This window comes from Streptomyces sioyaensis (assembly GCF_004122735.1).
Classification (GTDB): domain Bacteria; phylum Actinomycetota; class Actinomycetes; order Streptomycetales; family Streptomycetaceae; genus Streptomyces; species Streptomyces sioyaensis.
In genome coordinates this window covers 75,718-100,747 of sequence record NZ_SDIF01000006.1, presented here as the reverse complement: position 1 = coordinate 100,747, position 25,030 = coordinate 75,718, and the positions used below count along the sequence as shown (strand labels likewise).

The window sequence follows — 25,030 nt, the reverse complement described above, 5'->3', positions numbered from 1 at the left end:
TTCCAGCGCGCAGACCACGCGCACCACCTGCTCCGGACGCACCGTGGGGTGCGGGCCCCGGGGCGCGATGCCGTCCCGTCGGCCGATGCCCGCCCCGTGGACGTCCCGGTATGCGTTCCGGCCGCCGTCCCGATCCCTGCCCTCGTCGTCCTCGACTCCGCCGGCCACGCCGTCGGCGCAGACCGCGGCGGCTCCCTCCGTGTCGAAGCCGCCGCCGAGCACCGACAACCGCCGGAACACCACTGCCTCCAGCGGATCCAGTAATCGATGACTCCAGTCGATCGCGGCCGCCAGCTCGCGGTGCCGGCCCGGCCCGGTCCTGCTGCCGTCGGTCAGCAGGGACAGCTGGTCGTCCAGCCCCCGCAGGATGCCGGGCAGGGAGAGCGAGCCCGCCCTGCCCGCCGCGAGTTCGATGGCCAGCGGCAGCCCGTCCAGCCGTCGGCAGATCTCGGCCACCGTACGGGCGTCGCCGGGCCCGAGCGCGAACGCCGCGTCGCTGGTCCGGGCGCGCGCCAGGAACAACCTGACCGCTTCCGACCGCAGCAGCGCGGCGGTGCCGTGCTCCTCGCCCGCGGGCGACAGCGACAGTTCGCCGACACGGAAGACGACCTCGCCGGGGACCCGCAGCGTCTCCCGGCTGGTGGCGAGGATCCGCAAGCGGGGGCAGCGGGCGATCAGCGTCGCGGTCAACTGCGCGCAGGCGTCGGCCAGATGTTCACAATTGTCCAGCACGATCAGCGTGGTGCGGGAGCCCAGTGCATGGACCAGTGCCTCGATCCCCGCGCGGCCGCCGCGCTCGCGCACCCCTAGGGCGGCGGCCAGAGCCTGCGGCAGCAGCTCGCCGTCGTGCAGGGAGTCGAGCTCCACCCACTGGGCGCGGCCCGTCCGGCTGCCCCGCACGCTGCCCGCGAGCTCCAGCGCAAGCCGCGTCTTGCCCACTCCGCCGGGGCCCGTCAGCGTGAGCAGTCGGGAGGATCTCAGCAGCGTACGTAACCGCGACAGCTCTCGCTCACGCCCCACGAACGCATCGAGCGGGGGCGGCAGTCCACGCCCCGACAGCTCCGCCGGCCGCGGGGCGCGCTGCTCCGCGCGCTGCCGGAACGCGCGTTGCCGACAGGCACGGGAGCAGTACCGCGCGGGCCGGCCGCCCGGCGCCTTGCCGTCCCGTGCGGCCCGCGCGGGGGGCGGGAGCGGGGCACCACATGCTTCACATCTCCGCGACGTCGCCACACCAGGCATCCTGCCGAAGAGCGCGCCGGCCGCACCAGCCGCTCCGGCGCCTCGTCCGGCAACCACCGGCACCCGACGACCGCGCGGGCGGCCGCGCGAGCCCGCTGACCCGGCCCCGGCAGGCGGAGCGGCCCCGGTTGGCCTGGCCCGGGCAGGCGGAGCGGCCCTGGCACGTACCTACCTACCGGTGGCCGCCGGCCCTCGGGCCCCCGGCGCTCGCCCCGCATCCGTCCCGCCTCCACCGGTCCGCGGGCCGCAGGCCATACTGGGGGCATGGCCTTGATCAACCCCAGCATCCTGTCCGCGGACTTCGCCCGGCTCGCCGAGGAGGCGACGGCGGTAGAGGGCGCCGACTGGCTGCATGTCGACGTGATGGACAACCACTTCGTCCCGAATCTCACCCTCGGCGTGCCCGTCGTCGAGTCGCTGAGCAAGGCGACGGACACCCCCCTCGATCTGCATCTGATGATCGAGGACCCGGACCGCTGGGCGCCGCAGTACATCGAGGCGGGGGCCGGTTCGGTCACCTTTCACGTGGAGGCGGCGGCCGCGCCCGTGCGGCTGGCGCGGGAGATCCGGGCCAAGGGGGCGCGGGCCTCGATGGCGCTGAAGCCGGCCACGCCCATCGAGCCGTACGAGGACCTGCTGCCCGAGCTCGACATGCTGCTGATCATGACCGTGGAGCCCGGCTTCGGCGGTCAGGCGTTCCTGGACATCATGCTGCCCAAGATCCGTCGGACCCGTGAGCTGATCTCCCGGCACGGCCTGGAAATGTGGCTGCAGGTCGATGGCGGGGTCTCGGCGGCCACCATCGAGCGCTGCGCGGAGGCGGGCGCCGACGTCTTCGTGGCGGGCTCGGCGGTGTACAGCGCGGACGACCCGGCGAAGGCGGTCCGGGATCTGCGGGAGAAGGCGGAAACGGCGACCGCGGCGGCGGGCTGGGGCTGCGCGCACTGAATTCCCGGAAACGGGGGCGGGCGGCCCGGCCGCCGCACGCCACGGGGGCTTTCCGTGGTGCGGCCGTGCCGCCTCTTGTCCGTGGCGCAACCGAGCGTTCACGTGGGTCGGGGCGGTCATGGTCCCCGTTGCCCCCGGGTTTCTGAAAGGATGAGCAAAGACTCGATCAGATGCGCAAAAGGGGAGAATTTCGTGGTAGCCAGCCGCCCACAGTCCGGAATGGGCCCTGCCGAGCTGGTGCAGGCTGCGGCCATGGCCCGCCGTTTCTATCTTGAGGGAAAGTCGAAGATCCAGATCGCGGAGGAATTCGGCGTCAGCCGGTTCAAGGTCGCGCGGGTGCTGGAGACGGCACTGGAACGCGATCTCGTACGGATCGAGATCCGGGTGCCCTCCGAATTGGACGCCGAGCGCTCCGACGCCCTGCGGGCCCGCTACGGCCTGCGGCACGCCGTGGTCGTCGAGTCGCCCGCGGACGCTCCCCCCGCCTTCGGGGGTCAGACCCCGCCCGATGACGCCGCCGACCCGGAGAACCTCGGCGAAGTGGCCGCAGATCTGCTCGGTGAGCTGGTCAACGAGGGCGATGTGCTCGGGCTGGCCTGGGGCCGGTCGACGATTCACATGGCGGCGGCCCTGCACCGCCTCCCGCCCTGCACCGTCGTGCAGTTGACCGGTGTCTACGATGCGGGTACCGCCGACCGCGGCTCGGTCGAGGCGGTGCGCCGCGCGGCCGATGTCTCCGGTGGCGAGGCGCACCCGATCTACGCACCGATGCTGCTGCCCGATTCGGCGACCGCCGAGGCGCTGCGCCGGCAGACCGGGATCGCCCGCGCCTTCGAGTACTTCGACAAGGTCACCGTCGCCTGCGTCTCCATCGGCTCCTGGGAGCCTGGCGTCTCGACCGTCTACGACATGCTCTCGGAGCAGGAGCGGGAGCACTACGCCTCGCTGGGTGCGGCCGCCGAGATGTCGGCGCACCTCTTCGACGCCGAGGGGCGGCGGATCGGCCGGGACCTCGGCGAGCGGTGCATCACGGTCGAGGCGGACCGGCTGCGCCGTATCCCGGAGGTCGTCGCCATCGCCGGCGGCCGGCGCAAGGCCGACGCGATCGGCGCGGTGCTGCGCTCCGGACTGGTGACGAGCCTGGTCACGGACACCGCCGCCGCCGACCACCTGCTGCTGGAGACCGGCCCCGGGCCGCGCCCCGCACTGGACCGCGCGGATCCTGACGGGGCGTGATCCGCGCCGGAGCGTGCCGCCGCGGGCGTGCGCGGTAGCCGATGCCGGACGGCCCGGCCCCACCCCGGCCCCACCCCGGTGCGGTCACCGGCGAGCGGCCCGCGCGGGCCTGTGACAGCATCGGCGCCATGGTGATCCGCTCCGCCGTGCCCCGCGCCGCCGCGCTGCTCGGCGCGCTGCTCGCCGGGCTGCTCCTCGTCCTGACCGGGTGTGCCACGAGCGGTGCCGGCAACGGGAGTTCGCAGGGATCGCCGGGTGCCACCGCCACGGCCGCAGCCGGTTCGCCGGGCGCCACCAAGGCACCGGCATGGGCCCAGGGCATGCCGGTCGTCACCGTCGCCCAGCTGCCCTCCCAGGCGCGGGACACCCTCCGGATCATCGACGCCGGCGGGCCCTTCCCGTACCGGCAGGACGGGACCGTCTTCGGCAACCGCGAGCGGTTGCTGCCCCGCCAGCCGCGCGGTCACTACCACGAGTACACCGTCCCCACGCCCGGCTCGCCGGACCGCGGAGCCCGCCGGATCGTCACCGGCGAGAGCCATGAGACGTACTACACCGACGACCATTACCGGACCTTCAAGGCGGTGCTCCGATGACGGGTTCTGTGCCCCGGCCGCTCGCGGCGGTGCTCGACGGCAGTACGCCTCCCGGAGTGCTGCCCTGGCCCGCGGAGCGCTCGGTCGCGGAGGCGCTGGCGGCCGCGCGGGACGCCGGCTGGACGGGGACGTCACTGGACCTGGACGGGGTCGCGGACAAGGCCGCGTTCATGGACCGGTGCGCCAGCGCGCTGCGGCTGCCGGACTGGTTCGGGCGCAACTGGGACGCGCTGGCCGACTGCCTGACCGATCTGTCCTGGTGCCCCGCCGGCCGCGGCCGGCTGCTGGTCGTGACGGCCTGGCAGGGCTATGCCGCCGCGGCCCCGGAGGACTGGAGCGTCGTCGAGGGCATCCTGGCGGACGCGGTGGGGTACTGGCGGGACACGGACACCGGCCTGGCCGTGATCATGGTCAGGTGCCGGGCCCGGCAGGGCGCCTAGCGGCGGGGCCGCGCCGTGACCTGCCGTGTTGCGGCGGACGGCCGTGCCGCGGGGGCCGGGAGGCGCGCGGAGCACCCGGCCGGCCTGGCGGCGCCGTCCGCCGCGGGGACCTTTGGGGGATCGCACACACGACTGGCAAATACCTCAGACAATCACATGAGCCCTGGTCAGGGCCCGTATCCTGGCCATATGCGATTCCTGAATCCGAAGAACGGCGCGCTCGAAGAGAGTTCTTCGGTGCCGTACGACCTGACCTACGACGATGTGTTCATGGTGCCCGGCCGCTCCGCCGTGGGCTCCCGCCAGGGCGTGGATCTGTCCTCCCACGACGGGACCGGCACCACCATTCCGCTCGTGGTCGCCAACATGACGGCGATCGCCGGCCGCCGGATGGCCGAGACCGTGGCCCGCCGTGGCGGCCTGGTCGTCATCCCGCAGGACATTCCGCTCGATGTCGTCACCGACGTCGTGACCTGGGTCAAGCGCCGGCATCTGGTCCTGGACACGCCGATCGTGCTGTCCCCGGTCTCGACCGTCGCCGACGCCCTGGCGCTGCTGCCCAAGCGGGCGCACGGTGCGGGCATCGTCGTCGAGGGCGGCCGCCCCGTCGGTGTGGTCACCGAGCACGATCTGGCCGGCGTGGACCGCTTCACCCAGGTCGCCGAGGTCATGTCCAGGGACCTGCTGGTCCTGGACGCGGACATCGACCCGCGGGAGGCCTTCAACCGCCTCGACGCCGCCAACCGCAAGCTCGCGCCCGCGGTGGACGCCGACGGCATGCTGATCGGCATCCTCACCCGCAAGGGCGCGCTCCGCGCCACCCTGTACACCCCCGCCACGGACGCCGACGGCAAGCTGCGGATCGCGGCCGCCGTCGGCATCAACGGCGATGTCGCCGGGCGGGCGAAGTCGCTGCTGGACGCCGGTGTGGACACGCTCGTGGTGGACACCGCGCACGGCCACCAGGAGTCGATGATCACCGCGATCAAGGCGGTCCGCGCGCTGGACCCGCAGGTCCCGATCGTGGCGGGCAACATCGTCGCCGCCGAGGGCGTCCGCGATCTGATCGAGGCCGGCGCGGACATCATCAAGGTCGGCGTGGGACCGGGTGCGATGTGCACCACCCGCATGATGACCGGTGTCGGCCGCCCGCAGTTCTCCGCGGTGCTGGAGTGCGCCGCCGAGGCCAGGAAGTACGGCAAGCACGTCTGGGCCGACGGCGGGGTGCGCCACCCCCGCGATGTCGCGATGGCGCTGGCCGCCGGCGCGTCCAACGTCATGATCGGTTCCTGGTTCGCCGGCACCCTGGAATCGCCCGGCGACCTCCAGCACACCGCCGACGGCCGCCCGTACAAGGAGAGCTTCGGGATGGCCTCCGCGCGTGCGGTGAGCCGGCGGACCAGCGAGGAGTCGGCCTACGACCGGGCCCGCAAGGGACTCTTCGAGGAGGGCATCTCCACCTCCCGGATGTTCGTCGACCAGGCGCGTCCCGGCGTCGAGGACCTGATCGACTCGATCATCGCGGGCCTCCGCAGCTCCTGCACCTACGCGGGCGCCGCCTCCCTGGCGGAGTTCGCCGACAAGGCCGTGATCGGCGTGCAGAGCGCCGCCGGCTACGCCGAGGGCAAGCCGCTCCACGACAGCTGGAACTGACCGCCGAGGGGCCGCAAAGAGCCCCGCACGCCGTTGACCGGCCCCGCACCGACCCGGTGCGGGGCCGGTGGCGTATCCGGAACCATCGGACCCGGTTCGCGGCCCGTCCGGAGGCGGCCGTTACGATCTCACCCTGGCGCGCAACGAACCATCGTCCACCGCGCCGGTGCGCAATGATCATCCGCGGTTACGCAAGGAACCTGCATTACGGCAGGTCAGCGGGGCCCGTAAGGTCATGCGCTGTACGTGGAGTGGCGGGGACCGCCTGCTCGGCGGTCTCCTGCTGCGGTGTGCTTCGGCATGCCCTTCTCCCGACCGCTGCCGGTCGCCGTCTCATCCGTACGTCATCGATCGGCAGCGATAAAGGAGCCACTTCAGTGTTGGAGCACGGCGCAGCCCCGCCCGCAGGGGCCGGCGACCCCGGACCGCCCTCCCCCGGAGGACTCGGCACCCGGCTGATGCGGCGCAAGCCCGTCGAGCGGTTGGTCGCCGAGGGCGGCAAGGGGCAGGGGGGAGAGCTCCGCCGCTCCATGGGCATGTGGCAGCTGACCATGATCAGCATCGGTGCCACGCTCGGCACCGGCATCTTCGTCGTCCTCGGCAACGCCGTGCCGGACGCCGGGCCCGCGGTCATCCTCTCCTTCGTCCTCGCCGGGATCACCGCCCTGTTCTCCGCGCTGTCCTACGCGGAGCTGGCCGGGTCCATTCCGGTCTCCGGATCCTCCTACTCCTACGCCTACGCCACCCTCGGCGAGCTGATCGCCTGGGTCTGCGGCTGGTGTCTGATCCTGGAGTACGGCGTCTCGGTCGCGGCCGTCGCGGTGGGCTGGGGCCAGTATCTGAACGAGCTCCTCGACGGCGTCTTCGGCTTCACCATCCCGGACGCGCTGTCCCAGCCGCCCGGCGACGGTGGCATCTTCAACCTGCCGGCGCTCGTGGTCGTGCTGCTGGCGATGGTGTTCCTGCTGGGCGGGGCCAAGGAGAGCGCCCGGGCCAACACGATCATGGTCGTCGTCAAGATCGTCGCGCTGCTGCTGTTCTGCGGCGTCGCGCTGCAGGGCGTGCGCTCGGGCAACTACGCGAACTTCATGCCGATGGGCATGACGGGCGTCAGCGCCGCCGGCGCGACCCTGTTCTTCTCGTACATAGGCTTCGATGCCGCCTCCACCGCGGGCGAGGAGGCCAAGAACCCGCAGCGCGACATGCCGCGCGCGATCATGCTCTCGCTGGTGATCGTCACCACGCTGTACTGCCTGGTCGCGGCCATCGCCGTGGGCGCCATGCCCTGGCAGAAGTTCCAGGGCTCGGAGGCCGCACTGGCCGGGATCATGAAGTCGGTCACCGGACAGAGCTTCTGGGCGGTGCTGCTCGCCCTCGGCGCGGTGGTCGCCATCGCCAGCGTCGTGCTGACCGTGCTCTACGGCCAGACCCGCATCCTCTTCGCGATGTCCCGGGACGGGCTGGTGCCGAAGGTGTTCTCCAAGGTGCACCCCAAGAGCGGGGCGCCGCGCGCCAACACCGTGATCGTGTCGCTGTTCTGCGGGGTGCTCGCCGCGGCGGTGCCGCTGGGCCAGCTGGCCGACGCCACCAGCATCGGCACCCTGTTCGCCTTCGCGCTGGTCAATGTCGCGGTGATCGTGCTGCGCCGCACCCGGCCCGACATGCCGCGCAGCTTCCGCACCCCGCTCTCGCCGCTCTTCCCGATCATCGGCTTTCTGCTGTGCCTCGGCATGATGGCCAGCCTCGACGTCGTGACCTGGGTCGTCTTCGGTGTCTGGATGGTCGTGGGCCTTGTGGTCTACTTCGGATACGGCTTGCGCCGCTCCCGATTGGCCACCGCAGAGAAGTGATCCACCCGCAGTGCGACTGAACGATCTCGACGAACGCATCGTCCACGCCCTCGCCGAGGACGCCCGCCGCAGCTACGCCGACATCGGCCAGGAGGTCGGACTCTCCGCGCCGGCCGTCAAGCGCCGGGTGGACCGGCTGCGGGCGGACGGCGCGATCACCGGCTTCACCGTACGGGTGGACCCGGCCGCGCTCGGCTGGGAGACCGAAGGGGTCATCGAGCTCTACTGCCGCCGGAACACCTCGCCCGAGGCGATCCACCGCGGCCTGTCGCGCTACCCGGAAGTGGCGTCCGCCTCCACCGTGACCGGTGAGGCGGACGCCATCGTCCAGGTCTTCGCCGCCGACATGCGGCATTTCGAGCGGGTGCTGGAGCGGATCGCCGGCGAACCGTTCGTGGAGCGGACCAAGTCCGTGCTGGTGCTCTCGCCGCTGCTGCGGCGGTACGGGTCGGGGGCGCCGCGCTGATCCGGCCGTCCCTGGGAGCCACGCCACACACTCCGGCCCACCGGATGCCGGCCCACCACGCGCCCTGACCGCCGCGCCCCACTCCTCCGGTCCAGCCGATGTCGGCCACCACGGCGTCCTGACGGCCACTAGGCGCCCTGAGTCGCCACGCGTCCTGAGTCACGACGCGCCCCGACCGCCGCCCCGGCATCCCTCTCCGTGCCCTGACCGGCGGTTTCCCCTACTCCGGACCGCTGAGGCGGCCTCGGCTGCCCCGGCCCCGCCGCTGCGCAACGAATCACCGCACATTCCCGTGAACGCGCAATGAATCGTCCAGCAGCGCGCAACGGTGGCGCCTTGTCCCGCCTCACCGGCGGCCCGTACCGTCAATGCGTCCACCCGCACCACCTCGCCGAGGGATCCCATGACGTCGCTGCACACCGCCCTGCTCCAGAGTTCGGGACGGCCCGGCGATGTCGCGCACAACCTGCGGATCCTCGACGACGCGGCCCGTGCGGCGGCCGCGACCGGCGCCGGACTGCTCGCCTGCCCGGAACTCTTCCTGACCGGCTACGCCATCGGCGACGGGGTCCACCGCCTCGCCGAGACCGCCGACGGCGACAGCGCCCGGGCCATCGCGGAGATCGCCGCCGCACACGGCATCGCGGTGCTCTACGGCTACCCCGAGCGCGCCGGCCGGGACGAGCCCGACAGCACCGCGGTCTACAACTCCGCGCAGCTCATCGGCCCCGGCTCTGCATCCGAAGGACTTGGCTGGAGCAGAGGCGGAGCGAAGCGGAGCGGCGAGCGCCTCGCGAACTACCGCAAGACCCATCTCTTCGGCTGCTTCGAACGGGAGTGGTTCACCCCGGGCGAGCAGGCCGTCGTCCAGGCCGACCTGGGCGGCCTCCGGATCGGCGTCATGATCTGCTACGACGTGGAGTTCCCGGAGAACGTCCGGGCCCACGCGCTGGCCGGCACCGATCTGCTGCTGGTGCCCACCGCGCAGATGCACCCCTTCCAGTTCGTCGCCGAGTCCGTCATCCCGGTCCGCGCCTTCGAGAACCAGATGTACGTCGCGTACGTCAACCGGGTCGGCGCGGAGGGCGAGTTCGAGTTCGTCGGCCTCAGCTGCCTGGCCGGCCCCGACGGTGTCGTACGCACCCGCGCCGGACGCACCGAACAGCTGGTGCGGGCCGAGGTCGACCCCGCCTTCCTGAAGGAATCCCGGGTGGACAACCCGTACCTGCACGACCGGCGGCCGGAGCTGTACGGCCCGCTGACCTGACCCAACCGATCCGCCCGCCCTCCCCTCGTTCTTCTGCTTCCCCCTGCCCCGCCGCGGGCCGGTCCCGCCGGCCTGTACTGCCCTGCCTGCTGTGCCCTGTCTTGCAAGGAGTCCGTCCCCGATGACGTCCACGGTGCCCACCGCCGCCCACCACGCGGATGCCCAGCCCCCGATCACCATGTTCGGCCCGGACTTCCCGTACGCCTATGACGATTTCCTCGCCCACCCGGCGGGCCTGGGCCAGGTCCCCGCGACCGAGCACGGGAAGGAGGTCGCGGTCATCGGCGGCGGCCTCTCGGGCATCATCACCGCCTATGAGCTGATGAAGATGGGCCTTCGGCCCGTCGTCTACGAGGCCGACCAAATAGGCGGGCGGCTGCGCACCGTAGGCTTCGAGGGCACCCCGTCCGAAGCGGCGGGCCTGACCGCCGAGATGGGCGCGATGCGCTTCCCGCCGTCCTCGACGGCGCTGCAGCACTACATCGACCTGGTGGGCCTGACGACCAAGCCGTTCCCCAACCCGCTGGCGCCGGACACCCCCTCGACCGTCGTCGACCTCAAGGGCGAGTCCCACTACGCGCGTACGGTCGAGGACCTCCCCGAGGTCTACCACCAGGTCATGGACGCCTGGAACGCCTGCCTGGAAGAGGGCGCCGACTTCTCCGACATGAACCAGGCGATCCGCGAGCGCGACGTCCCGCGCATCCGCGAGATCTGGTCCCGGCTCGTCGAGAAGCTCGACAACCAGACCTTCTACGGCTACCTCTGCGACTCGACGGCCTTCAAGTCCTTCCGCCACCGGGAGATCTTCGGCCAGGTCGGCTTCGGCACCGGTGGCTGGGACACCGACTTCCCCAACTCCATCCTGGAGATCCTGCGGGTCGTCTACACCGAGGCCGACGACCACCACCGCGGCATCGTCGGCGGCAGCCAGCAGCTGCCGCTGCGCCTGTGGGAGCGCGAGCCGCAGAAGATCGTGCACTGGGCGCCGGGCACCTCGCTGTCGTCGCTGCACGACGGCGCGCCCCGGCCGGCGGTGACCCGCCTGAACCGCACCGCCGGCAACCGCGTCACCGTCACCGACGCGGACGGCGACATCCGCACCTACGAGGCCGCCGTCTTCACCGCGCAGTCCTGGATGCTGCTGAGCAAGATCGCCTGCGACGACTCGCTGTTCCCCATCGACCACTGGACGGCGATGGAGCGCACCCACTACATGGAGTCCAGCAAGCTCTTCGTGCCCGTCGACCGGCCGTTCTGGCTCGACAAGGACGAGGACACCGGCCGGGACGTGATGTCGATGACGCTGACGGACCGGATGACCCGCGGGACGTATCTGCTCGACAACGGCCCGGACGAACCCGCCGTCATCTGCCTCTCCTACACCTGGTGCGACGACAGCCTCAAGTGGCTGCCGCTGGAGGCGAACGAGCGGATGGAGGTCATGCTGAAGTCGCTCTCGGAGATCTATCCGAAGGTCGACATCCGCAAGCACATCATCGGCAACCCGGTCACCGTGTCCTGGGAGAACGAGCCGTACTTCATGGGCGCCTTCAAGGCGAACCTGCCCGGCCACTACCGCTACCAGCGGCGCCTGTTCACGCACTTCATGCAGGACCGCCTCCCCGAGGACAAGCGGGGCCTGTTCCTCGCGGGCGACGACATCTCCTGGACCGCGGGCTGGGCCGAGGGCGCGGTGCAGACCGCACTCAACGCGGTGTGGGGCGTCATGCACCACTTCGGCGGCACGACGGACGCGACGAACCCGGGCCCGGGCGATGTGTACGACGAGATCGCGCCGGTGGAACTGCCGGAGGACTAGGGGGAGTTGACCGGGCCGTTCCTGTCTGTCGGCAGGAACGGCCCGTACCGGGGCGTCGGGACGGGGTTACGGGAGGGGCGGCCCCGGCGGCGGGCGCGGGATCAGCCGGGCAGCGGGGTCAGCAGCATCCGTCCGACCAGGCCCACCCCGGCGTCGAGGCGTTCGATGAGTTCCTCGGTGACATCCGGCAGCCGGCGGACGCTCCACAGGGCGCGGGCCGCCACCCAGGCGCCGTCCCTGGCCTTGTCCAGGCTCCACGATCCGACCAGATGCGTCAGCGGATCGGCGACGTCCAGCACGTCGGGGCCGGGCATCAGCCGCTCCCGGATCCGCTCCTCCAGGCTCGTCAGCACCCCGCCGACCCGCTCGAAGTCGGTCTCCAGCGCGGCCGGTTCGCACTCCAGCGCCCGGCAGGTGTCCAGCACCGCCAATGCCAGGTCGTGGCCGATGTGGGCGTTGATCCCGGCCAGCGCGAACTGCAGCGGATGCACGCCCGGGTGCCGGCGCAGCTGGAAGAGGGGACGCCAGCAGGCCGGCGGCCGCAGTCCGGCGGTCGCGGCGTCCACCGCGGCGAAGTACCGTCGCGCAAAGCAGCGGTCCAGCTCGCCCGCGGCCGCCGGATCCTGGAACGTACCGTCCCCGATACGCCCCGCCACCGCCTCGGTGACGGCCAGATAGACCCCGTTGAAGACGGCCACACCGTCCTCGGCGGGCAGCGCCGCGGCCAGCGCCCGCATCCGGGCCAGCACCTCCGCCAGCTCCGCGGCGGCCGCGGTCTCCGCGGCGGTGGGAGGCCTTGCGGCGGGCCCTTCGGCCGGGCCCGGCCGCCGGTGGACATCAGGGTGCGGGGCAGAGTGCCGAGTCGTCGTCATCCACTCAGCGTGACACCGCGGTGACGGATCTCGCGGGATGGCAGAGGCCGTTGACCGATACGGGGTAACGAACGGCGCGCCCTCTTGTGGAACGGTGCGCCCGACGCGGCGCGGCCATCGAACGGCGCGGCTGCCGTACGGCGCGGCCACTGAACGGCACGGCTGCCGAACCCCGCATCCCCCAGGCCACTCGCCTACTGCGCCTCGGCTTCGGTTTGTCCCCACGCAGTCGTTCGACTATGAATCACCTCGGCTCTGTGACCTGCAGGGCGTCGCAGAGTGGAGAGTGAACATGGCCGGCTTCGGGTGGAAACTTCATGGGGACGGGCGGCATCTGCAGCCCGGCGAGGTGGTCAAGCCACAGGAGCGCCTGACGTGGGGGCGGACGATCGCGCTCGGCGCCCAGCACGTGGTGTCGATGATCGGGGCGTGTTTCGTCGCCCCCGTGCTCATGGGGCTGGATCCCAGTCTTGCCCTGATGGCGTCGGGTGTCGCCACCGCACTGTTCTTGGTGATGACCCGCGGACGCATCCCCAGCTACTTGGGCTCCTCACTCTCCTTCGTGGGCGTCTCCGCCGTGATCGCGGGGCAGGGCGGTGACGCCGGCACGCTGACGGGGGCGATGCTCGTGGTGGGTGCCTGCCTTGCCGGCTGCGGCCTTGCCATCCATGTCGTCGGGGCCGGTGTGATCCACGCCGTGCTCCCGCCGACGGTGACCGGCGCGGTCGTGATGCTGATCGGCTTCAACCTCGCCCCCGTTACGGCGTCCACGTACTGGCCCCAGGATCAGTGGACGGCTCTGGCGACGATGTTGTTCACCGGACTCGCGCTCGTCGTGCTCCGGGGCTTCTGGTCGCGGATCGCCATCTTCTTGGGCCTGGTCTTCGGCTATGCGCTGTCCTGGATTCTGGACCGTACCGCGGGGAAAATTCATTCGGTCAATGGTGCGGGCAAGCTCACCGACCACTGGCGCATCGACTTTTCCGGCGTCGAAAAGGCTGACTGGATCGGCCTTCCCACATTTCACGCACCGAATTTCTCCGCCTCCGCGGTCCTCGTCGCGCTGCCGGTCCTGGTCGCGCTGATCGCGGAGAATGCCGGACACATCAAGGCGGTCTCCGCAATGACCGGCGATCCGCTGGACGACAAGATGGGCATGGCCCTCGTCGCCGATGGCACGGCAACTGTCCTGTCGACTGCGGTGGGTGGCCCCGCCACCACGACCTACGCCGAGAACATCGGCGTCATGGCGGCCACCAGGGTCTACTCCACCGCGGCCTATTGGGCGGCGGCCGGCTTCGCCCTGCTCTTCGGCTTGTGCCCGAAGTTCGGCGCGGTGGTGGCGGCGATCCCCGGCGGGGTGCTGGGCGGTATCACCGTCATCCTGTACGGCATGATCGGCCTGCTGGGAGCCCAGATCTGGGTCCGGAACAAGGTGGATTTCTCGGTCCCCCTGAACCTCATTCCGGCAGCGGCCGGGATCATCATCGCCATTGGCGGCGTCTCGCTGAAGCTCACCGAGAACTTCGAGCTGAGCGGCATCGCGCTGGGCACGCTCACCGTACTCACCGGCTACCACTCCCTGCGGTGGCTCTCCAGGGTGGCGGGCCGGCCACACCCGCCACTCCTCGACGCCGGGACCGGGGAGGACACGGAGCGGACGGACGGGGAGGGCTGAGGCACGCAGGTGTCCGCAGGTGTCCGGGTGCGACCGGTCGACGGGCCGTGACCGTGGACAGGCCGTGACCGGTGGACGGGCCCGGTGCCCGCGGCGCCGTCATGCCGCGCGCCGATCGTCGCCCCGCCGGACGAAGCGTCCTAAGCATCCGCTTACGATGGCTGGGGCAGGTGGCTCACACGAGTGCCACCTGCCCCACAGCACCTACCTGCCCCACAGCACCCACCGCTTCCACCGCACCGTCCGTTTGCGCTGCACCTCCGCTTCCACCGCGCCGGCCGGCACACCACCACCCCAGGAGCATCACCCGTGAGCGTCGAACCCCTCCAGGTCCCCACCGTCCCGTACGGCGAACTGGTCCCCGTCACCGTCCACTTCGACGACCTCGACGCGCTCGGCATGCTCCACAACTCCCGCTACCCGCTGCTGGCGGAGCGCGCCTGGGCGGAGTACTGGCACGGCCGGGGCTTCCGCTTCGACGGTGACTGGGCCGCCGCGGGGGACATGTGCAACGTCATCAAGGAGATGCGCGTCTCCTACGAGCGCCCGATCACCCGGCCCGGCCGGTACGCGGCGCATCTGTGGGTGGAACGCCTCGGCCGCACCGGCCTCACCTACGGCTTCCGGCTCTGCTCGGCCGACGGCGCCGAGACCTACGCCCAGGGCCACCGGGTCCTCGTCCGGGTCGACGCCCGGACACTGCGCCCCACCCCGTGGTCCGACCATGCCCGGGCGGTCGCCGCGGACCTGCTCCGGCCGGCCACCGCGGAGACGGAGACGGACGTGGAGGCGGACGCGGCCTGAGGCAGCAGCGCGCCCGCCGGCCGTCCGCCACCGGCCGGCTCCGCTGTCGATACGGCGCAGTCCTCGCCGCGCGGGAGGCCGCTCAGGACGAACTGTTCGCCCCCGCGGACCGATCCGCCGCGCCGCCCGTGCGCGCGGCGAGAAACGCGGCGTAGGTCCGCCGCCCGTCGGCGTGTTGCGGTGTGAGGTTCTCGCCACGCCGCAGTGCCGCACCCCCCGCGCCCGGCAGCCACAGCGGCACCAGCAGCCGGCGCCGCCCGCCCGCCCGCAGCGTCGTCCGCACCAGATCCCGGGCGTCCAGCACCTCCGGACCGCCCAGGTCGCTGACCCGGCCCGCCGGTTCGCCGACCGCCAAATCGGCCAGCCGGGCAGCCACTTCGTGCACCTCGACCGGCTGTACCCGTACGCCCGTCGGCACCGGCAGCACCGGCGACCGGGCGCCCGCCTTGATCACCCCGAGCACCAGATTGTGGAACTGCGTCGTCCGCAGCACCGTCCAGCCGATGCCGGAGTCCTCGATCAGCCGCTCCACGGCCAGCTTGGTGCGGTAGTAGCCGAACGGGATCCGGTCCACCCCGACGATCGAGATGTACACCAGATGCCCGACCCCCGCCGCCTTCGCCGCCTGGACGAGCCGCCCGGCCGCCTCCGTGTCCCCGCCGGCGGGTGACGAGGCGCAGTGCACGATCGCGTCCGCACCCGCCACCGCCTCGGCCAGCCCCGTTCCGTCGCGCAGATCGACCGCGTACGACCGCGGCCGCGGCCGCCCCGTGCCGGTGTGCGGCCGTCTGCTCAGTGACCGGACGTCATGACCGTCGTCGAGCAGCCGGCCGACCAGGGCCCGCCCGAGTGTGCCGGTGCCGCCGGTCACCAGAATTGTCGCCATTGCGAATCAGTCCTTGAAGGAGAGGGGTGAAGGAGAGAGAAGGTGAGAAGGGTGGGGAGGGGACGTGTGTCGTTCCGTTATGACGGAACACGGGTGCGTTCTGTGACAGGCGGCGCGCCGAGCGTTGTGAGGCAGCCCACAGGGCTTCGCCCGCATGGGCGACGATCGGCCGTGGCAGACTGAGGCCGTACTGACATAAGAGCAGCAGCGCACTCCGGGGTCGGTGTAATTCCGAACCGGCGGTTACAGTCCGCGACCCGTCCGCAGCCAGCGGCCGGTTGAGCAGGTGAAATTCCTGCACCGACGGTGAAAGTCCGGATGGGAGGCAGTGCGCGGCGGGCGAGCTTCGGTACACCGCCGTCGGCGGCGCGTCCGGTCGTTTCCGGGCGGGCCCACCTTTTCCGGCCCGGTGTCCCCGTTGCCGCGTTTCCGCTTTCTGTCGTCCTGACAGCCCCGGAGTCCGTGCCCGATGAGGCAGGAGGACCCGGTGGCCACCCCAGCCCCCGTTGAGACCGCGGCGATGCGCCGGGCCATCGAGCTCGCCGCGCGCGGCCTCGGGCACACCAGCCCCAACCCCGTGGTCGGCTGCGTCGTCCTGGACTCCGAGGGCCGTACGGCGGGCGAGGGCTGGCACCGCCGGGCCGGCGGGCCGCACGCCGAGATCCACGCACTGCGCGCCGCGGGGGAGCGGGCCCGGGGCGGCACCGCCCTGGTCACCCTCGAACCCTGCAACCACACCGGCCGTACCGGCCCCTGCGCCCGGGCGCTGATCGACGCCGGGATCACCCGCGTCGTCTACGCCGTCGCCGACCCCGACCCGAGGGCCACCGGCGGCGCCTTCACCCTGGCCGAGGCCGGCGTCGACGTCGAGGGCGGACTGCTCGCCGACGAGGCCGCCGCCGGCAACGAGGCCTGGCTGACCTCGGTCCTGCGCCGCCGCCCCTTCGTGCTGTGGAAGTACGCCGCCACCCTCGACGGCCGGGTCGCCGCCGCGGACGGCACCAGCCGCTGGATCACCTCGCCCGAGTCGCGAGCCGATGTGCACCGGCTGCGGGCCGCCGCGGACGCCGTGATCGTCGGCTCCGGCACCGCCCGCGCCGACGACCCGCAGCTCGGCGCGCGGATCGGCGGGCTCGCCGACGACGAGATCAGCCAGCCGCTGCGGGTCGTCGTCGACTCCGGCGCCACCGCCGTCAAGGCCGGCGCCCGCGTCCTGGACGGCACCGCCCCCACCCTCATCGCGGTCGCCGAGGACGCCGACGCCGGACACCTCGAAGGCCTCGCCCCGCTCGTGCGGCTGCCGCGCGCCGCCGACGGCCGCGGACTGCACCTCCCCGCACTGCTCCAGGCCCTGTACGAGCGCGAGGTGCGCTCCGTACTGCTCGAAGGCGGGCCCACGCTCGCCGGGGCCTTCCTCGCCGCCCAGGTCGTCGACAAGGTCGTCGGCTATCTCGCACCGGTGCTGCTCGGCGCCGGACCGGCCGTCCTCGGTGACGCCGGAATCACCACCATCGCCCAGGCGTTGCGGCTCGACGTGACCGGAACCGAACGGCTCGGACCCGATCTGCGTGTCACCGCCACGCCCGTCCGCCACGCCCTGAACGAGGAGAACAACTGACGTGTTCACCGGAATTGTCGAAGAGCTGGGTGAGGTCGTCGCCATCGAGAACCTCGGTGACAGCTCCCGTTTCCGACTGCGCGGCCCCCTCGTCACCGAGGACGCCAAGCACGGCGACTCGATCGCCGTCAACGGCGTCTGTCTGACCGTCGTGGACACCGCCGACGGTGAATTCACCGCCGATGTGATGGCCGAGACGCTGCACCGCTCCAGCCTGGGTGCGCTGGCCGCCGGCTCGCGGGTCAACCTGGAGCGGCCGATGGCGCTCGGCGGACGGCTCGGCGGTCACCTCGTCCAGGGCCATGTCGACGGCACCGGCACCCTCGTCGAGCGCATCCCCGGCGAGCACTGGGAGATCGTCAAGATCGCGCTGCCGGCCGCACTGTCCCGTTATGTCGTCGAGAAGGGCTCCATCACGGTCGACGGCGTGAGCCTGACCGTCGTCGACGCCGCCGACGACTTCTTCACCATCAGCCTCATCCCCACCACCCTCGCCCTGACCACCTTGGGGCTCAAGAAGCCCGGCGACCCCGTCAACCTGGAGGTCGACGTCCTGGCGAAGTACGTCGAGCGCCTGCTGGGCCGCGGCGCCGTGACCGGCACGGACCTCAGGGACCTCGACGAGATCAAGGAGATGGACCGGTGAGCGTCCTCGACGCGCTGAACGGCGAGGTCTTCACCGCCTTCGGCCAGCACGTCATCTGGTCGGACATGATCGGCAACACCATCGGTCTGGCCGCCCTGGCGCTCGGCTGGCGGCGCTCGATCTGGACCTGGCCCGCCCAGTTCCTCTCCGGCGTCGTCCTCGTCGCCGCCTATGCCTCTGCCCACCTCAGCGGCGGCGTGGGCAAGCAACTCCTGGTCATCGGGGTGGCGTTGTGGGGCTGGCGGCAGTGGCAGCGCGGCCGGCAGCAGGCCCAGGACGGCTCCATCGCCGTACGCTTCGCCGGCCGCCGCGAGCGCGTGCTGCTGGTCGCCGGCACCGCCCTGGGCACCGCGGCCGTCGGCGGCCTGTTCACCCTGTACCCGCAGCTGTCCTGGAACCCCTGGCCGGACGCCTACATCTTCGTCGGCACGCTCGCCGCGATGGTCGCCCAGGCCCGCGGCCTGGTCGAGTTCTGGTTCGCCTGGCTGCTGGTCGATGTCGTCGGCGTCCCGCTCGCCTTCAGCAGCGGCCTCGCCTTCTCCGGCCTCGTCTACGTCGTCTATCTCGCCCTCGTCGTGTGGGGCATGCGCGACTGGTGGCTGCGCTCGCGCGCCGCCGCCGATCGCACCGTCCTGGAAGGAGCAGCGGCATGACCGCCCTCAAGAGCTGGTACGACACCGAGGACGCCGAGGCACTGGCGCTCGACCCCGTCGAGCGGGCCATCGCCGACATCGCCGCCGGCCGCCCCGTGGTCGTCGTGGACGACGAGAACCGCGAGAACGAGGGCGACCTCGTCGTCGCCGCGGAGAAGGCCACCCCCGAGATCGTCGCCTTCATGATGAGCGAGTGCCGCGGACTGATCTGCGCCCCCATGGAGGGCCCGGAGCTGGACCGGCTGGAGCTCCCGCAGATGGTCGAGCACAACACCGAGTCGATGCGGACGGCCTTCACCGTCTCCGTCGACGCCACCGCCGCGCACGGCGTGACCACCGGCATCTCCGCCGCCGACCGCGCCACCACCCTGCGGCTGCTGGCCTCCGGCGAGTCCGTGGCCGGCGACTTCGTCCGGCCCGGTCACATCTTCCCGCTGCGCGCCCGGCCCGGCGGGGTGCTGGTCCGCAACGGCCACACCGAGGCCGGCGTCGACCTCGCCCGCCTGGCCGGTCTGCGCCCGGCCGCCGCCATCGTGGAGATCGCGGGCGAGGACGGCACGATGCTGCGGCTGCCCGAGCTGGTGCCGTTCGCCCGCAAGCACGGTCTGTCGATCATCTCCATCGAGGACCTGATCGCCTACCGGCAGTCGTCCGAGCCCACCGTCCGCCGCGAGGCCACCACCCGGCTGCCCACCGCCCACGGCGAGTTCACCGCCCACGGCTACCGTTCCACCGTCGACGGCGTCGAGCACATCGCGCTGGTCGCGGGCGATCTCGGCGAGGGCGAGGACGTCTTGGTCAGGGTCCACTCCGAGTGCCTGACCGGCGACGTTTTCCACTCGCTGCGCTGCGACTGCGGCCCCCAGCTGGAGGCCTCGCTCCAGCGGGTCAGCGAGGCCGGCCGCGGCGTGGTGATCTACCTCCGCGGCCACGAGGGGCGCGGCATCGGGCTGCTGTCCAAGCTGCGCGCCTACGAGCTCCAGGAGCGCGGCCGCGACACCCTCGACGCCAACCTCGAACTGGGGCTGCCCGCCGACGCCCGCGACTACGCGGCGGGCGCGCAGATGCTCCAGGACCTCGGGGTGCGCTCGCTGCGCCTGCTGACCAACAACCCCGACAAGACCGCCGCCCTGGTGCGGCACGGCCTGCAGGTCACCGGCCGCGAGCCGATGCCCGTCCGGGCCGGTGAGCACAATCTGCGGTATCTGCGCACCAAGCGGGACCGGATGGGGCACGACCTGCCCTGGCTGGACCCCGGCGCGAGCACCGGCTCCCCCGGAGCGCCCGACACCGCGGCGACCACCTGCGACAACCACTAGCCACCCGGCACGACGACAGCACCACCCACCCCCATCACCCGTACGAGGAGAACCGTGAGCGGCAAGGGCGCACCCGAACTGACCGTGAAGAACTGTGGCGACCTGCGGGTGGCCGTCATCGCGGCGCAATGGCACGAGAAGGTGATGGACGGGCTCGTCGACGGCGCGCTGCGGGCGCTGAACGATCTGGGCATCAGCGAGCCGACGGTGCTGCGGGTCCCCGGGACCTTCGAGCTGCCGGTGGCCGCCAAGGTCCTCGCTGGCCGCGGCTATGACGCGGTGGTCGCCCTCGGCGTGGTCATCCGCGGCGGCACTCCGCACTTCGACTACGTGTGCCAGGGCGTCACCCAGGGCCTGACCCAGGTCAGCGTCGATACCGGCGTTCCCGTCGGCTTCGGCGTGCTGACCTGTGACAACGAGGAGCAGGCCGTGGACCGTGCGGGCCTTGAGGGCTCGAACGAGGACAAGGGCCACGAGGCGGTCACCGCCGCCGTCGCCACCGCCGTCACCCTCCGCTCGGTATCCGAGCCCTGGCACTGATGGGGCGGGGCGACCGCGTAGGGTAGTGGCCATCATGTCCAAGAAGACGTTCGAGGAGCTCTTCGCCGAGCTCCAGCAGAAGGCCGCCACGGGCGACCCCGCCACCTCCCGTACCGCCGAGCTGGTGCAGGCCGGCGTCCATACGATCGGCAAGAAGGTCGTCGAGGAGGCCGCCGAGGTGTGGATGGCCGCCGAGTACGAATCCGACGAGGCCGCCGCCGAGGAGATCTCCCAGCTCCTCTACCACCTCCAGGTCATGATGGTCGCCAGGGGCATCTCCCTCGACGACGTCTACGCCCACCTCTGATCCAGCTCCCCGCTTCTCCCAACACCCTTAGCTGTAAAGGAACTCGCTCTCATGCTGCGCATCGCTGTCCCCAACAAGGGTTCACTGTCCGAGCCTGCGTCGGCGATGCTCCATGAGGCCGGCTACCGCCAGCGCAAGGACCGCAGGGAACTGGTCCTGGTCGATGCCGAGAACGAGGTCGAGTTCTTCTTCCTGCGGCCGCGTGACATCGCCGTCTACGTCGGCTCCGGCAAGCTGGACATCGGCATCACCGGCCGTGACCTGCTGCTGGACTCCGGCTCGCCGGCCGAGGAGATCCTCCAGCTCGGCTTCGCCGGCTCGACCTTCCGCTACGCCACCCGCCCGGGTACCGCCAAGGACGTCAGCGAGTTCGGCGGCATGACCATCGCCACCTCGTTCGCCGGCCTGGTCCGCCAGCACCTCGCCGACAACGGCGTGGACGCCTCCGTCGTCCACCTCGACGGTGCCGTGGAGACCGCCATCCAGCTCGGCGTCGCCGAGATCATCGCGGATGTCGTGGAGACCGGCACCACCCTGCGCAACGCCGGCCTGGAGATCATCGGCGAGCCGATCCTGGAGTCCGAAGCCGTGGTCATCCGCGGCACCGGCGCCCCGGACGACGACCCGAAGGTGCGCCAGTTCCTGCGCCGCATGCAGGGCGTCCTGGTGGCCCGCCGGTACGTGATGATGGATTACGACATCCGCGTCGAGCACGTCGAGAAGGCCGTCGGCCTCACCCCCGGCCTGGAGTCGCCGACCGTCTCCCCGCTGCACCACGAGGGCTGGGTCGCGGTCCGCTCGATGGTTCCGTCCAAGGACGCCCAGCGCATCATGGACGAGCTCTACGAACTCGGCGCCCGCGCGATCCTGACCACCGGCATCCACGCCTGCCGGCTGTGACCCGCCGTCACTGATCACCCGTACGCCCGCCTCACCCACGACGGAAGACCCACGACGTGTCCGCGCCCCTGACCGGCCTCCCGGTGACCTTCCGGCCGACCCGCACCCGGGCCGTCCTGTACACCGTCGGCATCGCCCAGCTGGTCGCCCTCACGGCGATCGCGCTGGCGCTGCCGAAGCTGACCGGCGGCGAGCGGCTGAGCTTCGTGCTCACCGGACTGCTGGTGCTGGCCGTCCTCCTGCTGCTCAGCCGCCCCAAGGTGGTGGCGCGGCAGGAGGGCGTCACGGTCGTCAACCTCACCACCAAGCGTGAGCTGGCCTGGGCCGAGATCCTGCGGGTCAATCTCCGGGCTGGCGACCCCTGGGTCCATCTCGATCTGGCCGACGGCACCAGCCTGCCCGCCATGGGCATCCAGCCGGGCATCGCCAGGGAGCGGGCCATCCGCGACGCCCGTGCGCTGCGCGACCTCACCGAGAAGCACGGTGCGCTCGGCCACACGGCCGGGTGAGCCTGCCCTAATCGGGGTCCCGCTGTTTACTCTGTTCTCCGGGGCGCAGCATGCGCCCTGCCCCTCCGTGGGCTCACCGCGACCCGAGGAGTGACTCCCTCCGGCAATGGACGGATCGTCCTGTAGTACCTGCGCCGCCCCTCCCCAACCCCCGCACACCACGGAGGAGGCGGCATGACCGGCCCGCTGCTGCTGCTCGCCGCGGCCCTCGTCCTGATCCTGGCCAACGGATTCTTCGTCGCCGCCGAGTTCGGGCTCGTCACCGTCGAGAAGGCCGATGCCGAACGCGCCGCGAGCGACGGCGACCGCCGCGCCCGCACCGTCGTCTCCGCCCTGCGGGAACTCTCCTTCCAGCTGTCCGGCACCCAACTGGGCATCACGATCACCTCTTTGGTGGTCGGTATGCTCGCCGAGCCCGCGCTGGCCCAGCTGCTGGCCGGGCCGCTGCTCGCCACCGGCCTGCCGAAGGCCGCGGTCCCCGGCACCGCCGTCGTCCTCGGCATGCTGCTGGCGTCCGCCGTCCAGATGGTCATCGGCGAGCTGGTGCCGAAGAACTGGGCGGTGTCCAAGCCGCTGCCCGTCGCCCGGGTCGTCGCCGGTCCGCAGCGGGCCTTCTCCCGCTTCTTCCGCCCGGTGATCACCCTGCTGAACACGGTCGCCAACCGCCTGGTCCGCGCCCTGGGCGTGGAGCCGACCGACGAGCTGGCCTCCGCCCGCACCCCCGGCGAACTGGTCTCCCTCGCCCGGCACTCCGCCCGCGCGGGCGCGATCGAGCAGGACACCGCGGACCTGTTCGTCCGCACCCTCTCGCTGGGCGATCTGACGGCGGAGAACGTCATGACGCCCCGGGTGCGGGTGAGCGCCCTCCAGGCGTCCGCGACCGCCGAGGACGTGGTGAACCTCACCCGCGCCACCGGACTCTCCCGCTTCCCCGTCTACCGCACCCGCCTCGACGAGGTCGTCGGCATGGTGCACCTCAAGGACGCCCTGGCCGTCCCGGCGCACGACCGGCTGCGCATACCGGCCGGCCGGATCGCGGTGCCGCCGCTGCTGGTGCCCGAGACGCTCCCGGTGCAGCCGCTGCTGGAGCGGTTGCGCAGCGAACAGCCGATCGCGGTGGTCGTCGACGAGTACGGCGGCACGGCCGGCGTGGTCACCCTGGAGGACATCATCGAGGAGCTCGTCGGCGAGGTCCGCGACGAGCACGACCGGGTGGACCTGCCCGAACTCGGCCAGGCCCCGCCGGAGGAGGGCCGCCCCGCCTGGGACGCCGACGGCGGCTGCCGGGTGGACACCCTGCGGCGGATCGGCCTGGACGCCCCGGAAGGACCGTACGAAACGGTGGCAGGACTGGTGGCGCACATACTCGGCCGGATCCCGGCCCCGGGCGATACCGCGGAACTCGACGGCTGGCGGCTGCGGGTGCGGCTGGTGTCGCACCACCGCGCCGAGCGGATAAGGATCGTACGGACCGCGACCGTCACGCTGCCCGCCGCCTCCGAGGCGCCCCGCGAGCCCGTCGCCATCGGCGCGGAGGTGGCCCGATGACGCTGGCCCAGCTGTTCTTCGCGATCCTGCTCGTGCTCGCCAACGGCTTCTTCGTCGGCGCCGAATTCGCGCTGGTCTCGGTACGCCGCAGCCAGATCGAGCCGCTGGCGACCGAGGGCTCCACCCGTGCCCGGCAGGTGCTGCACGGCCTGGAGAACCTTCCGCAGATGATGGCCGCCGCCCAGTTCGGCATCACCGTCTGCTCCTTGACGCTCGGCGCGGTCGCCGAGCCGACCGTCGCCCATCTCCTGGAGCCGCTGTTCGAGGCGGTCCGTCTTCCGGCGGCGCTGGTCCACCCGCTCGGCTATGTCATCGCCCTGGCCCTGGTGGTCTTCCTCCACCTGGTCATCGGCGAGATGGTCCCCAAGAACCTGGCGATGGCGGCGCCCGAGCGGACCGCCCTGTGGTTCAGCCCGGGGCTCGTCGCCTTCGCCCGGCTCTGCCGCCCGGTCACCACGCTCCTCGGCGCCTGCGCCCGAGGCGTACTGCGGATCTTCCGGGTGGAGCCGAAGGACGAGGTCGAGGCGGTCTTCACCAGCGAGCAGCTGACCCACCTCGTGGAGGACTCCGGCCAGGCGGGACTGCTCGACCCGGCGGAACAGGAGCAGCTCTCCGACGTCCTGGAGCTCGGCAGCCGCCCCGTCACGGACGTCCTCCTCGACCGGGCGGCCCTGGTCACCGTCGAACCGTCCGTGACCCCCCGTCAGGTGGAGGAGCTGACCGTACGGACCGGCTACTCCCGCTTCCCGGTGTGTGCGGCCGGCGGCGCGTACATGGGCTATCTGCACGTCAAGGACGTCCTCGACCTGGAGGAACGGGACCGCGCGGTGCCCCAGCGGATCTGGCACCCGATGACCACGCTCCGCGCCGAGCTGCCCCTGGACGACGCGCTGACCGCGATGCGCCGGGCCGCCTCCCATCTGGCGGCGGTCGCCGACGCGACCGGCCGGGTGCTCGGCCTGGTCGCGCTGGAGGACGTCCTGGAAATGCTGGTCGGCGAGGTCCGCGACCCGGCCCACCGCCGGGCCCCGGCCGCCCGTGCCGGACGGCGGGGCGCGGGGGAGCGGGTCACCGAACCCCGCGAGGAGGCGTCGCTGCCGGCCGGGAACCGGGCGCTGGCGGGCTGAGCTCTCCGGGGTCCCTCGGCACGGCGTTCCTCGGCACCGCGCCGGGGGACGCCGGCCGGCGCGAACGGCGTTGCGGCGGCCCGGCGACGGTCAGAAGTCCGCCCCC

23 protein-coding genes, 1 pseudogene and 1 riboswitch are annotated in these 25,030 nt (G+C 72.0%); of the genes and pseudogenes, 21 read left to right on the top strand and 3 right to left on the bottom strand.

What is annotated here, in order from left to right:
• Positions 1-693 precede the first annotated feature (693 nt).
• Positions 694-1,239: pseudogene (locus tag EST54_RS36110) on the bottom strand (AAA family ATPase); the annotation flags it as partial.
• 264 nt (positions 1,240-1,503) lie between these two features.
• On the opposite strand from EST54_RS36110, the gene rpe reads away from it, so the two are divergent.
• The 9 genes from rpe to EST54_RS03800 all read left to right on the top strand — a co-directional run bounded on the left by rpe (position 1,504) and on the right by EST54_RS03800 (position 11,517).
• Positions 1,504-2,187 (top strand): ribulose-phosphate 3-epimerase, encoded by a 684-nt coding sequence (gene rpe / locus EST54_RS03840; RefSeq protein ID WP_129244991.1) that lies wholly within the window; start codon positions 1,504-1,506, stop codon positions 2,185-2,187.
• Positions 2,188-2,406: 219 nt separating this feature from the next.
• Positions 2,407-3,423 carry a sugar-binding transcriptional regulator gene (locus EST54_RS03835; RefSeq protein ID WP_129244989.1) on the top strand — a complete coding sequence of 339 codons (1,017 nt, stop codon included), beginning with the start codon at positions 2,407-2,409 and terminating at the stop codon, positions 3,421-3,423.
• A 128-nt stretch (positions 3,424-3,551) separates the two neighbouring features.
• The gene (locus EST54_RS03830; RefSeq protein WP_174857384.1) at positions 3,552-4,019 is read left to right on the top strand and encodes a ribonuclease domain-containing protein; all 468 of its coding nucleotides are present in this window, start codon (positions 3,552-3,554) and stop codon (positions 4,017-4,019) included.
• Positions 4,016-4,459 (top strand): barstar family protein, encoded by a 444-nt coding sequence (locus EST54_RS03825; protein ID WP_129244987.1) that lies wholly within the window; start codon positions 4,016-4,018, stop codon positions 4,457-4,459. Before EST54_RS03830 ends, EST54_RS03825 begins: the two co-directional genes overlap by 4 nt.
• A gap of 189 nt (positions 4,460-4,648) precedes the next feature.
• Entirely contained in the window at positions 4,649-6,112 is a 1,464-nt protein-coding gene (locus EST54_RS03820) for a GuaB1 family IMP dehydrogenase-related protein (protein WP_129244986.1), read from the top strand.
• A gap of 377 nt (positions 6,113-6,489) precedes the next feature.
• Complete coding sequence (locus EST54_RS03815; RefSeq protein WP_129244984.1) at positions 6,490-7,962, top strand: amino acid permease; 1,473 nt, start codon at positions 6,490-6,492, stop codon at positions 7,960-7,962.
• 10 nt (positions 7,963-7,972) lie between these two features.
• Positions 7,973-8,428, top strand: coding sequence for an Lrp/AsnC family transcriptional regulator (locus EST54_RS03810; protein WP_006607431.1), 456 nt, complete (start codon positions 7,973-7,975; stop codon positions 8,426-8,428).
• A 403-nt stretch (positions 8,429-8,831) separates the two neighbouring features.
• Entirely contained in the window at positions 8,832-9,695 is an 864-nt protein-coding gene (locus tag EST54_RS03805; protein ID WP_129244982.1) for a carbon-nitrogen hydrolase family protein, read from the top strand.
• Between the two features lie 121 nt (positions 9,696-9,816).
• The gene (locus EST54_RS03800; protein ID WP_129244980.1) at positions 9,817-11,517 is read left to right on the top strand and encodes a flavin monoamine oxidase family protein; all 1,701 of its coding nucleotides are present in this window, start codon (positions 9,817-9,819) and stop codon (positions 11,515-11,517) included.
• 101 nt (positions 11,518-11,618) lie between these two features.
• Here the strand turns inward: EST54_RS03800 and EST54_RS03795 are convergent, their stop codons facing one another.
• A complete protein-coding gene (locus EST54_RS03795; RefSeq protein ID WP_372448080.1) occupies positions 11,619-12,389 on the bottom strand; it encodes a DUF5995 family protein in 771 nt (256 codons plus the stop codon).
• A gap of 292 nt (positions 12,390-12,681) precedes the next feature.
• Here EST54_RS03795 and EST54_RS03785 point away from each other — a divergent pair, with 292 nt between their 5' ends.
• Together EST54_RS03785 and EST54_RS03780 are read left to right on the top strand one after the other, a co-directional pair.
• Complete coding sequence (locus EST54_RS03785; protein WP_129244978.1) at positions 12,682-14,067, top strand: uracil-xanthine permease family protein; 1,386 nt, start codon at positions 12,682-12,684, stop codon at positions 14,065-14,067.
• Positions 14,068-14,376: 309 nt separating this feature from the next.
• Positions 14,377-14,871, top strand: a complete 495-nt coding sequence (locus EST54_RS03780; RefSeq protein ID WP_129244975.1) for an acyl-CoA thioesterase — start codon at positions 14,377-14,379, stop codon at positions 14,869-14,871.
• Positions 14,872-14,953: 82 nt separating this feature from the next.
• Here EST54_RS03780 and EST54_RS03775 read toward each other — a convergent pair whose 3' ends face one another.
• Entirely contained in the window at positions 14,954-15,757 is an 804-nt protein-coding gene (locus EST54_RS03775) for an SDR family oxidoreductase (RefSeq protein ID WP_129244973.1), read from the bottom strand.
• 205 nt (positions 15,758-15,962) lie between these two features.
• Positions 15,963-16,093: riboswitch (FMN riboswitch) on the top strand.
• 133 nt (positions 16,094-16,226) lie between these two features.
• Between EST54_RS03775 and ribD the strand changes: the two genes are divergently transcribed.
• From ribD to EST54_RS03725, 10 genes are all read left to right on the top strand, one after another.
• Positions 16,227-17,375, top strand: a complete 1,149-nt coding sequence (gene ribD / locus EST54_RS03770; RefSeq protein ID WP_129244972.1) for a bifunctional diaminohydroxyphosphoribosylaminopyrimidine deaminase/5-amino-6-(5-phosphoribosylamino)uracil reductase RibD — start codon at positions 16,227-16,229, stop codon at positions 17,373-17,375.
• Between the two features lies 1 nt (position 17,376).
• A complete protein-coding gene (locus EST54_RS03765; protein ID WP_129244970.1) occupies positions 17,377-18,021 on the top strand; it encodes a riboflavin synthase in 645 nt (214 codons plus the stop codon).
• Positions 18,018-18,674, top strand: a complete 657-nt coding sequence (locus tag EST54_RS03760; RefSeq protein WP_129244968.1) for a nicotinamide mononucleotide transporter family protein — start codon at positions 18,018-18,020, stop codon at positions 18,672-18,674. Before EST54_RS03765 ends, EST54_RS03760 begins: the two co-directional genes overlap by 4 nt.
• Positions 18,671-19,993 carry a bifunctional 3,4-dihydroxy-2-butanone-4-phosphate synthase/GTP cyclohydrolase II gene (locus EST54_RS03755; RefSeq protein WP_129244966.1) on the top strand — a complete coding sequence of 441 codons (1,323 nt, stop codon included), beginning with the start codon at positions 18,671-18,673 and terminating at the stop codon, positions 19,991-19,993. The genes EST54_RS03760 and EST54_RS03755 overlap by 4 nt, the downstream gene beginning before the upstream one ends.
• A 54-nt stretch (positions 19,994-20,047) precedes the next feature.
• Entirely contained in the window at positions 20,048-20,533 is a 486-nt protein-coding gene (gene ribH, locus EST54_RS03750) for a 6,7-dimethyl-8-ribityllumazine synthase (protein WP_129244964.1), read from the top strand.
• Between the two features lie 34 nt (positions 20,534-20,567).
• Entirely contained in the window at positions 20,568-20,840 is a 273-nt protein-coding gene (locus EST54_RS03745) for a phosphoribosyl-ATP diphosphatase (RefSeq protein ID WP_006607416.1), read from the top strand.
• 51 nt (positions 20,841-20,891) lie between these two features.
• Complete coding sequence (hisG, locus tag EST54_RS03740) at positions 20,892-21,740, top strand: ATP phosphoribosyltransferase (RefSeq protein ID WP_129244962.1); 849 nt, start codon at positions 20,892-20,894, stop codon at positions 21,738-21,740.
• Between the two features lie 56 nt (positions 21,741-21,796).
• Complete coding sequence (locus tag EST54_RS03735) at positions 21,797-22,249, top strand: PH domain-containing protein (RefSeq protein ID WP_129244960.1); 453 nt, start codon at positions 21,797-21,799, stop codon at positions 22,247-22,249.
• 174 nt (positions 22,250-22,423) lie between these two features.
• Positions 22,424-23,797, top strand: coding sequence for a hemolysin family protein (locus EST54_RS03730; RefSeq protein ID WP_129244959.1), 1,374 nt, complete (start codon positions 22,424-22,426; stop codon positions 23,795-23,797).
• Entirely contained in the window at positions 23,794-24,924 is a 1,131-nt protein-coding gene (locus EST54_RS03725; RefSeq protein WP_129244957.1) for a hemolysin family protein, read from the top strand. Before EST54_RS03730 ends, EST54_RS03725 begins: the two co-directional genes overlap by 4 nt.
• The last annotated feature ends 106 nt before the right edge of the window (positions 24,925-25,030 follow it).

Excerpts from the sequence above, each read along its gene's own strand:
- EST54_RS03825 (WP_129244987.1), top strand. The coding sequence starts at position 4,016 with ATGACGGGTTCTGTGCCCCGGCCGCTCGCGGCGGTGCTCGACGGCAGT.
- EST54_RS03805 (WP_129244982.1), top strand. The coding sequence starts at position 8,832 with ATGACGTCGCTGCACACCGCCCTGCTCCAGAGTTCGGGACGGCCCGGC.
- ribD (WP_129244972.1), top strand. The coding sequence starts at position 16,227 with ATGAGGCAGGAGGACCCGGTGGCCACCCCAGCCCCCGTTGAGACCGCG.
- EST54_RS03755 (WP_129244966.1), top strand. The coding sequence starts at position 18,671 with ATGACCGCCCTCAAGAGCTGGTACGACACCGAGGACGCCGAGGCACTG.
- EST54_RS03745 (WP_006607416.1), top strand. The coding sequence starts at position 20,568 with ATGTCCAAGAAGACGTTCGAGGAGCTCTTCGCCGAGCTCCAGCAGAAG.
- EST54_RS03795 (WP_372448080.1), bottom strand. The coding sequence starts at position 12,389 with ATGACGACGACTCGGCACTCTGCCCCGCACCCTGATGTCCACCGGCGG.
- EST54_RS03775 (WP_129244973.1), bottom strand. The coding sequence starts at position 15,757 with ATGGCGACAATTCTGGTGACCGGCGGCACCGGCACACTCGGGCGGGCC.
- EST54_RS03800 (WP_129244980.1), top strand. The coding sequence starts at position 9,817 with ATGACGTCCACGGTGCCCACCGCCGCCCACCACGCGGATGCCCAGCCC.
- EST54_RS03820 (WP_129244986.1), top strand. The coding sequence starts at position 4,649 with ATGCGATTCCTGAATCCGAAGAACGGCGCGCTCGAAGAGAGTTCTTCG.
- EST54_RS03730 (WP_129244959.1), top strand. The coding sequence starts at position 22,424 with ATGACCGGCCCGCTGCTGCTGCTCGCCGCGGCCCTCGTCCTGATCCTG.
- EST54_RS03835 (WP_129244989.1), top strand. The coding sequence starts at position 2,407 with ATGGGCCCTGCCGAGCTGGTGCAGGCTGCGGCCATGGCCCGCCGTTTC.
- EST54_RS03725 (WP_129244957.1), top strand. The coding sequence starts at position 23,794 with ATGACGCTGGCCCAGCTGTTCTTCGCGATCCTGCTCGTGCTCGCCAAC.
- EST54_RS03785 (WP_129244978.1), top strand. The coding sequence starts at position 12,682 with ATGGCCGGCTTCGGGTGGAAACTTCATGGGGACGGGCGGCATCTGCAG.
- hisG (WP_129244962.1), top strand. The coding sequence starts at position 20,892 with ATGCTGCGCATCGCTGTCCCCAACAAGGGTTCACTGTCCGAGCCTGCG.
- rpe (WP_129244991.1), top strand. The coding sequence starts at position 1,504 with ATGGCCTTGATCAACCCCAGCATCCTGTCCGCGGACTTCGCCCGGCTC.
- EST54_RS03830 (WP_174857384.1), top strand. The coding sequence starts at position 3,552 with ATGGTGATCCGCTCCGCCGTGCCCCGCGCCGCCGCGCTGCTCGGCGCG.